The organism is Alkalihalophilus lindianensis (assembly GCF_032843265.1).
Lineage (GTDB): Bacteria > Bacillota > Bacilli > Bacillales > Bacillaceae_D > Alkalihalophilus > Alkalihalophilus lindianensis.
On sequence record NZ_JAWJBA010000236.1, the window covers coordinates 1 to 277 of the forward strand.

Consider the following 277-nt stretch of genomic DNA (forward strand, 5'->3'; position numbering starts at 1 on the left):
GATCATGGCCACCTGGGGGATGATCACCATCGTGCTGGGCTTCACCGACAGTCCGGCGATGTTCTACGTCCTCCGATTCCTGCTCGGGGCAGCCGAGGCGGGCTTCTTTCCGGGCGTCCTCTATGTCCTGACCCTTTGGTATCCGCAGGCCCATCGCGGTCGGATGATCGGCGCCTTCATGATCGCCAGCGCCGTAGCCAATGCGGTGGGGGCCCTGATCGGCGGGGCCCTGCTGGATCTGGACGGCCTGCTGGGTCTGGCGGGCTGGCAGTGGGTC

The 277-nt window shown here is 66.4% G+C and carries 1 protein-coding gene; it reads left to right on the forward strand.

The window, feature by feature from the left end:
* A partial coding sequence (locus tag RYX56_RS22095; protein ID WP_317124081.1) for an MFS transporter occupies positions 1 to 277 on the forward strand: 277 nt, incomplete at both ends.